This is a genomic window from Streptomyces sp. PA03-3a, assembly GCF_033792735.1.
In the GTDB taxonomy this organism is placed as follows: domain Bacteria; phylum Actinomycetota; class Actinomycetes; order Streptomycetales; family Streptomycetaceae; genus Actinacidiphila.
On the sequence record NZ_JARAVM010000039.1, the window covers coordinates 71,420 to 78,675 of the forward strand.

At 68.4% G+C, this 7,256-nt stretch carries 9 protein-coding genes; 4 read left to right on the forward strand and 5 right to left on the reverse strand.

Annotated elements, in window-relative coordinates; genetic code table 11:
• Positions 1–296: 296 nt before the first annotated feature.
• Both PV342_RS34140 and PV342_RS34145 read right to left on the reverse strand, forming a co-directional pair.
• Positions 297–704, reverse strand: coding sequence for a hypothetical protein (locus tag PV342_RS34140; protein ID WP_400805978.1), 408 nt, complete (start codon positions 702–704; stop codon positions 297–299).
• 83 nt (positions 705–787) lie between these two features.
• Complete coding sequence (locus tag PV342_RS34145) at positions 788–1,576, reverse strand: hypothetical protein (protein ID WP_400805976.1); 789 nt, start codon at positions 1,574–1,576, stop codon at positions 788–790.
• A gap of 411 nt (positions 1,577–1,987) precedes the next feature.
• Here PV342_RS34145 and PV342_RS34150 point away from each other — a divergent pair, with 411 nt between their 5' ends.
• Together PV342_RS34150 and PV342_RS34155 are read left to right on the forward strand one after the other, a co-directional pair.
• Complete coding sequence (locus PV342_RS34150) at positions 1,988–3,199, forward strand: HEAT repeat domain-containing protein (RefSeq protein ID WP_400805973.1); 1,212 nt, start codon at positions 1,988–1,990, stop codon at positions 3,197–3,199.
• 137 nt (positions 3,200–3,336) lie between these two features.
• Positions 3,337–3,573: a hypothetical protein gene (locus PV342_RS34155; RefSeq protein ID WP_400805970.1), complete on the forward strand. Its 237-nt coding sequence runs from the start codon at positions 3,337–3,339 to the stop codon at positions 3,571–3,573.
• Positions 3,574–3,602: 29 nt separating this feature from the next.
• Here the strand turns inward: PV342_RS34155 and PV342_RS34160 are convergent, their stop codons facing one another.
• Both PV342_RS34160 and PV342_RS34165 read right to left on the reverse strand, forming a co-directional pair.
• Complete coding sequence (locus tag PV342_RS34160) at positions 3,603–3,929, reverse strand: immunity 53 family protein (RefSeq protein ID WP_500320067.1); 327 nt, start codon at positions 3,927–3,929, stop codon at positions 3,603–3,605.
• Positions 3,930–4,032: 103 nt separating this feature from the next.
• The gene (locus tag PV342_RS34165) at positions 4,033–4,470 is read right to left on the reverse strand and encodes an HflX-like GTP-binding protein (RefSeq protein WP_400805966.1); all 438 of its coding nucleotides are present in this window, start codon (positions 4,468–4,470) and stop codon (positions 4,033–4,035) included.
• 115 nt (positions 4,471–4,585) lie between these two features.
• Here PV342_RS34165 and PV342_RS34170 point away from each other — a divergent pair, with 115 nt between their 5' ends.
• Positions 4,586–5,401: an IS5 family transposase gene (locus PV342_RS34170; RefSeq protein WP_500320069.1), complete on the forward strand. Its 816-nt coding sequence runs from the start codon at positions 4,586–4,588 to the stop codon at positions 5,399–5,401.
• 51 nt (positions 5,402–5,452) lie between these two features.
• On the opposite strand, the gene PV342_RS34175 is transcribed toward PV342_RS34170, so the two are convergent.
• Positions 5,453–6,280: an NAD(P)H-binding protein gene (locus PV342_RS34175; RefSeq protein WP_500320071.1), complete on the reverse strand. Its 828-nt coding sequence runs from the start codon at positions 6,278–6,280 to the stop codon at positions 5,453–5,455.
• Positions 6,281–6,414: 134 nt separating this feature from the next.
• Here PV342_RS34175 and PV342_RS34180 point away from each other — a divergent pair, with 134 nt between their 5' ends.
• On the forward strand, positions 6,415–7,089 hold the full coding sequence (locus PV342_RS34180; RefSeq protein ID WP_500320073.1) for a winged helix-turn-helix domain-containing protein: 675 nt from the start codon (positions 6,415–6,417) through the stop codon (positions 7,087–7,089).
• Positions 7,090–7,256 lie beyond the last annotated feature (167 nt).

The window sequence follows — 7,256 nt, forward strand, 5'->3', positions numbered from 1 at the left end:
GGCAGCGCACAGGCGGGATCGTACTCGCCGTGTTCACAGCCGTCCGCCATCAGATACGGAAAAGGCGTACGGGAGGCGAACAGCAAACGCACAGAGGGTGCGTGCCGGATGCCGTGTCCGGGCACCGGCCGCACTTCCTCCACCTTCCGGCACCCATCAGGCATCTGACGCGTTTTCGCGGGACAGCGGTGTGGGTCCGCCGTCCGGCCGGCGGGGCCGGAGCGGCCGCGGAGACCCGGGGCGCGTCGTCGGGGCGGGGGCGGGGGCGGGGGCGGCGAACGGAACCGCGCACCGCTTCACTGCGGTCGAAAGCCTGCCACGATCTCGTTGGCGTACTGATCCTCCGGACCCAGGTCCTGAACCACTCCCCGGGCCTCCTGGACGCGATCGGTCTCGCACAGCAGCCGTAGGAGGACGTAGAGGGCGTGACGGTCACCGTCCTCGGCGCGGCTGCGCAACGCCGCCGTCATCCCCCGCTCGCCGAGCGAGCCGTTGAGTCTGCGGCGTGCGTGGACATCCGTACGGGCGAGTTCCGCGAGCTCCGGGAACCGCTCGGCGCGAACGAGCAGATCCATGTGCCACAGATGGTTGTCGTGCCTGTAATGATCCCCAGAGAAGCACTCGGCGTGGGCACTGACCAATGCGATGGCCGTGTCCCAGTCACGCGCCTCTTCCGCTGCCAGGACCTGCTCGAACCACTCCACGGGGGCAGTATCGCGCAGGCCCGCCCCGTGCAGCATGGCGATGCCCGTCCCTGTACGAAGGGGCACCGCCGCACAGGCGAACGTCAGTGCAGGTCCACCTGGAACCCATGGCGGTGGTCGGCGGGGCAGGTGAAGATGCGCAGGTCTCCCGATCGGCCGACGACCACGCCCGTCTCGTCGTCGCTGGCCACGGTGAACATGAGTGTCATGGCCGTGCCGCAGTCGTCGCAGGCGAAGACCATGGGCTGCGTCAGGTGCCAGGTGGGCCAGCCGCCGAGCTTCCAGCCGGCGAGGCGGGTGATGACGTCGCCGCCGTCGCCGGTCTCGCGGACCAGTTCCTCAAGGCGCGGGCGGAGGTCCGCCGGCAGTTCCTCCCGGAAGGGGAAGTCGGTCACGCGCTCGGCGGTGATGGCGCACGGCTGCGGCAGGTAGCCGTCCTCTTCATACCGTGAGGGCGGCGGCGGAGTCGTCAAGGGGCCGAGGACGGCGGCGGCCCGACGCCAGCGCAGCTCCACCACGGGGCTGACGTCGGCTTGCGAGGCCGGAGGATCCCAGTGTTCATTGGGGCACCAGAGGATCTGCAGGAGGTCGATGCCGACGGGCCACCAGGGGCCCGGCACGTCGCGTCGGAAGATCTGTGCGACCGGCACCATGGCCGCGGCAGGCGAACCGGCGGGGTCGCTCGCGTCGGGCAGGGAACACTCGGGCCACGGTTCGTCACTCGGCCACAGCAGCGGTCCGCCGATGGAGCTGCTCCAGGGGTCCAGCTCCGCGCGCTCGGGGTGCAGGATGACCGCGTCGCGCGCGTAGGAGGCGAGTTCGGGCAGCACGGCGAGTATCGCCTCAACCGTCGGACGGGTAGTGCGGGTCATCGTGCCTTCCGGTCTCAGGCCGTTATCCCTCGCAGCGTATAGGCCTGCTGTGACAGCCACTCCCCTTCGCGGACGCCGGTCAACGCGCTCAAGGGCTCCAGCGCGGTGGCGACCCGCTCCGAGATGCGGGCCCGGTCTGCCATGGCATGGTGACTCTTCCCGCGGGTCGCCGGCGGTGCTCTGGTGGTAAGGGCTGCCGACACACGATCGGGATCTACGGCCGCAGTACTCTGGCGAGGGCGCGGCGCGGCCGCCGCCCTGCCCTCAGGCGCCTTTCCCGCCATGTTCTTGCGGGCGACGTTCCTTCCGTGCGGGAGGCCAGCAGAATGAGCGCAGCAGGTGCGTGCCGGGTGCCGTGTCCGGGGACTCATCGTGTCCCCTCCACATGCTGGTGTGCCAGGATCTGCTGCCGTGACGAGCGACGACCCTCTCGCAGGCCTGGACGATGTGCCCTGGGCCCAGCTGCAGCACTCCTACGGCATGGCCGACGACGTCCCCGGACACCTCCGGGCGATGCAAGCCGGGGACTGGGAGGGCGGGTACCCGCCGGCTGCGCAACTCGCGAGCCACATCGTGCACCAGGGCACGCGATCGCAGGCGGCGGTGTACACCGTGCCTTTCCTCGTGCGGATGGCGCTCGATCCGAGGCTGGTCAACAGGCATCGGATCGTCGGTCTGCTGGTCGCCATCGCGATCGGGCTGGACAACAACTACCTGCCGAACGGCTATGACCCTCGGGAAGACCGCGCCGCCCTGGCGAATCTACGCGGCGAAGCCGATGGGTGGGCTCAGTGGATCCGCGAAGCGGAGGACGACGAGCAACGCAAAGATCGCGAGGAGACCTGGGCTCACGTGCTCATCGCCGCCGAAGCGGTGGTGCGGTGCCATGACTCCGTCCGGGAAGCACTTCCCGCACTTACCGTCCTGCTGACCTCGGACAGCCCTGAACTGCGGGCCATGACGGCAAACTTGCTGGCGTGGTTCCCCGAGTCCTCGGCGACGTCGATTCCGCTCTTGAAGGCGTTCATCGCCGAGGAGGATTCGCCCGGCGCGACGGCGACGGGAATCGTCGCCCTCGGCCTGCTCGGCGAACCGGCGGCTGTCCCCTTCATCCGGCGCTACCTGGACAGCCCGATCGTCGAGTTGCGTTGGGCCTCCGCCTTCGCGCTGACGCGATTCGGCATCGCCGACCCGGCCGTCGTCGACGTGCTGACACAGGTCGTCGCCCGGCCGCCTGAGAAGACCGGGACCATGTCGTTTCTGAGCGGCTCCTACATGAGTCTCGCGGCGATGGCCCTGGCCGCAACGTCCGAAGGCACGACGCTCAAGGCGGTCGATGCCATGCTGATCGGCCTGGCCGACAGTACTGGCGTCGAAGGGTTCGATGACAGGTACTACACCGGGCAGGTGCTGTTCGGGCTGGTTTTCCCGGGCGATCCCGCCGAGCCTCCTCAGTCCTTCGGCGACCTGAGCGACGCGCAGCAGCGGGTCGTGCGCTTCGTGGCCGACCGGGGCGAGGCTGCCTGGCCATCCGGCGCAACGGACGCCCTGCGTCGGTGGAAGGTGCCGACCAGGCTCTCTGAGCTGCGCGTCTACGCCGGCTTGGGACAGCTTGGCCAATAGGCCGGTGCCCGACGCCTCGTCGTGCTCACGCTGGTTGTCCTTCGCCGCCGCCACCCCCGCCCGCAGACCCGGCCCGGACCGCGCCCGGAAGCCGGAATCGCGCATCGGGCCTGGTGCCGCGCTGCCAGGCTTGCTACATGGCTCTTTCCGAGGGCTTGCCCAACTGGACGGACTGGGACCGTGCCGCCTTCGTGGTGGGCTGTTCACTGGGGATCTTCGGCGATTCCGAGGCCTTCACACGGATCAAGTGGGTGTTCTGGACGGACAACCCGTTGGGGAATGCCCTGCATGAGGTTCTTCTGCACTTGGCCGCCGCGGGAGTGCTGGAGCGGCGGGAGGAGCCGGACGAGCGGTTCCGGTGGTCGGTGCAGTGAGGTCGGACAGGTGGGGGGCCGCCCCGCGCTCACGGCCGGATCGAATCACCCGCCCGGCGCTCACGGCCGCCCAGACTCTGAACAGCGCGAGAGCCTCGGTCAAGTTGCCGGCCCCAGGCGGCATGGAACACCTTCCCGGGGGTCCAGGCCATCACCCAGTCATGTTCACTTCGAACAACCTGCGGTCGGGGATACTCCCGGTCCGCCAGGTCGGTCTCCTCAAGATCAATCTTGACGGACCAGCCCGGGTTGTCGAGCGTCGCGATCGCCACGCCCCATTCGTGCTCCCAGTCACCATCGCACTGCGAGCCATACCAGCGCTGCAACCAGTCAAGAAGGTGCCCGGATCCGGACATGGAGGCAGGTTGTGCGAACCGCCGGTGAACCGAGGAGCCGGTACACCTCCACGGTGTCGCAGGTGGCCAAGCAGGCGTGTGTCACGACCGCTGCGAGTGGCGATCAGTCGGCGGCGAGGACGTCGGAAAGACTCACAGCGGGGCAGCCGAGCATGCCCGCCAGCGCGCGTTGCTGACGTCCGGTCAGAACGGCAACGAAGACCACCGCGTCAACGTTGGCCTGGTCGCAGGCCTGTGCCACCTCTCGGACTTTGCCGTAGCTCAGAGGAGTCCGCGACGAGTAGGGCAGACCCATCTTCCGGACTCCGCCGTCGGAAACGCCCCGCCGCTGCACGAACTGCGCAACGACCCGAGCGCCACGCGCCACCAGTGCAGTGGCTGCCGACGTCATGCGCCCTTCGAAGTCCTTCTCTTTCGCGGAGAAGTAGCCGACCAGGACTACATCAGCGCCGTCGGGTGTGAGCCGGGGAACCCGGCCTCGGGCCGACGCCGACGGCACACGGCGAGGCAGGCGCCGGTCGCGCCTTCGGGGCTGATGCATGAGCCACAGATTAGAGGTCGCGCAGATAGGCGTGGTGGTGGCACCCGGCAACAAGACAGGCACAGGTCTTGGCGATCATGGAGTTTGCGACGCTCTGTGATCACCGGGGAGACCTGTGCCTGTACTGCCATCGTGGCTGACCGAACCACTCTGGGGCCAATTCGTCGCCCTGCTGCCTGAGCGGCCGGAGTATCACCCGGACCATCCACTGGGCTGCCGCCGCCCACGCATCAGCGACCGGGTCGTCTTCGACAAGATGCTGCAACTCCTGCGGTTCGGCTGCTCCTACCAGGCGATCGCCGATACGACCTGCTCGGCCACCACGATCCGCAACCGCCGGAACGAGTGGATTCGGCTCGGCATCCTCGCCAGACTCAAGCAGATCGCGCTGGAGTACTACGACCGGATCGTCGGCCTCGTCCTGGACCAGATCGCCGTCGACGGCTCCGTCACCAAAGCCCCCGGCGGCGGCGAGGCAGCCGGGCGTTCACCGGTCGATCGCGGCAAGCAGGGCCTGGAACGCTTGGGCATGACGGACGGTTATGGAATCCCGCTGGGCCGCGTGCCGGCCGGAGCCAACCGTCACGACTCGCCGCTGCTCGCCCCGACCCTGGACCTGCTGGACGGCCTCGGCCCGCTACCCGACGACGGGACCGTGCACCTGGACGCCGGCTACGACTCTGACAAGACCCGCGCCCTGCTGAGCGGGCGCGGCCTGTACGGCCGCATCGCACACAAGGGCGAGAAGGCACCGATCCGGGCAAGTCAGAGGTGGCATGTCGAGAGGACCCACGCCTGGCAGAACGCCTTCCACCGCCTCGCCCGCTGCTACGAACGCCGGGTCACTGTCATCGACGCCTTCTTCGACCTGGCCGACACCATCATCACCGTGCGCAGCCTGATCCGTCGGGCATGGACGACCTACCGCTGAGACGAACGCCCGAACCGCCGTCCCTGAGCACAGGCTTACCTGCACAACCTCTTATTTGAAGGCTGCGATGTTGCGCGCAGCCCACTGGGCGAAGGTGCGGGGCGGGCGGCCGAGGACCTGCTCGACGTCGGGGCTCACCCGCTGCTCAGCGGCTTTCGGCGTGCCCAGGATGCCAAGGGTGGCTTCCACGGCCGGCTCGGGCATGAATTGCAGCATCTGTGCCCGAGCCTCCGCGCGGCTTTGTTCGACGAACCGCACCGGCTCACCCAGCGCGTCGGCGATCGCCATCGCCTGCTGCCGAGGTGAGATCGGCGCCGGCCCGGTCAGCTCATACACCCTGCCGACGTGGCCGGCGTCCCGCAATGCCGCGGCGGCGACCTCGGCGATGTCGGCCGGGTCGATGGTCGGCAGCGCGACGTCACCGAACGGCGCGCCGACCATCCGTTGCGCGCGGACCATCTCGGCCCACTGCAACGTGTTGGAGTTAAAACCTCCCGGCCGCAGCAGTGTCCATTCCAGGCCCGACTCCGTGACGGGCTCCTCCAGTGTCGAGGGGTGGCTTCCCGTGGCAACTCCTTGGGAGGACAGCAGGACAACCCGGCCGATCCCGCCCGCCCGCGCGACATCGAGGACGTCGCTGACGCTGCCACCGGCTGATACGAAGTCGCCCGAGGTCAGCAGGAACAGTGCGTCGGCGCCGTCGAGCGCGGGCGCGAGGCTTTCCGGCTCGGCCAGGTCGGCCTGATGGTGCCGTACCCCCGTCGGCATGTCTCGTGCAGAGATCCCTCGCGACACCGCCGTCACCTGCTCACCGGCCGTGACAAGCGCCCGAACCAGCGGCTGTCCGACGTTGCCCGTAGCTCCAGTTACCACAATCATGTTCGCTCCCGTTGACGAGTCCTCTGTGGGCCCAACGGAAGCTACCGGCAAGGGGATAGTAGTTACCTACTGACTTGTAATGCGTGATGTCGTGGGGTGCTGACAGGTAGTGATCGTCGCGGTACACCACGGTAATGAGGTATGCGCAGGGTGGTGGGCTGACTGCCGAGCGGAGGGCGTTTCGCGAGCGGATCCGTCTGGATGCGGGTGCGATGTTCGCGGCTGGTAGCGACAACGCCGAGGTGGCGAAGGTGCTGCGGGTTCATGTGCGCTCGGTACAGCGCTGGCGGCGCGAGTGGGCCGAGCGGGGTGAAGAGGGCCTGGTCTCGAAGGGGCCGGCGTCCTTGCCCAAGCTCAGCGACGAGTTGTTCGTGAAGCTGGAGGCGGCCTTGGCGTTGGGGGCGGTGGCGCACGGCTGGTCTGACGAGCGCTGGACGCTCGCGCGGATCAGGACGCTGATCGGGCGCATGTTCCACAAGAGCTACACCGTGCCCGGGGTGTGCCTGTTGCTGCACCGGCACGGCTGGTCGCCCCAGGTCCCGGCTCGCAGGGCCGTGCAGCGCGACGATGAGGCGGTCGCGACGTGGGTGAAGGAGACCTGGCCTGCCGTGGAACCACCGCGGCGGCGCTCGGGGCTTGGACGCGCAGCCTGGCGCCGCTGTTCGCAGCACTCGCCCACTGGTCGGTCAACCTGGGCGAGGTGGAGCAGGCCCGGCAGAAGTACGATGCCAAGGAGCAGCCCCGTAGCCGTAGAAGCTGAAAGTGCTCCGGTCAGCCATGACGGGAGCGCAGGCGCAAGCCCCCAGTGATCACAGAGCGTCGCAACTCCGTGATCGCCAGATCTGTGCCCGTACTACTTCCCTCGGGCCCCACCATGCCTAGGACTTGTCCGGACGATCATGTGACTACTCGCCGTCCGCGTCGTTGATGTGGACATGGGGCGGGGTGACTTGAGCGATGCTGAATGGGAACGACT

Excerpts from the sequence above, each read along its gene's own strand:
- PV342_RS34165 (WP_400805966.1), bottom strand. The coding sequence starts at position 4,470 with ATGCATCAGCCCCGAAGGCGCGACCGGCGCCTGCCTCGCCGTGTGCCG.
- PV342_RS34145 (WP_400805976.1), bottom strand. The coding sequence starts at position 1,576 with ATGACCCGCACTACCCGTCCGACGGTTGAGGCGATACTCGCCGTGCTG.
- PV342_RS34180 (WP_500320073.1), top strand. The coding sequence starts at position 6,415 with ATGAGGTATGCGCAGGGTGGTGGGCTGACTGCCGAGCGGAGGGCGTTT.
- PV342_RS34160 (WP_500320067.1), bottom strand. The coding sequence starts at position 3,929 with ATGTCCGGATCCGGGCACCTTCTTGACTGGTTGCAGCGCTGGTATGGC.
- PV342_RS34155 (WP_400805970.1), top strand. The coding sequence starts at position 3,337 with ATGGCTCTTTCCGAGGGCTTGCCCAACTGGACGGACTGGGACCGTGCC.
- PV342_RS34175 (WP_500320071.1), bottom strand. The coding sequence starts at position 6,280 with ATGATTGTGGTAACTGGAGCTACGGGCAACGTCGGACAGCCGCTGGTT.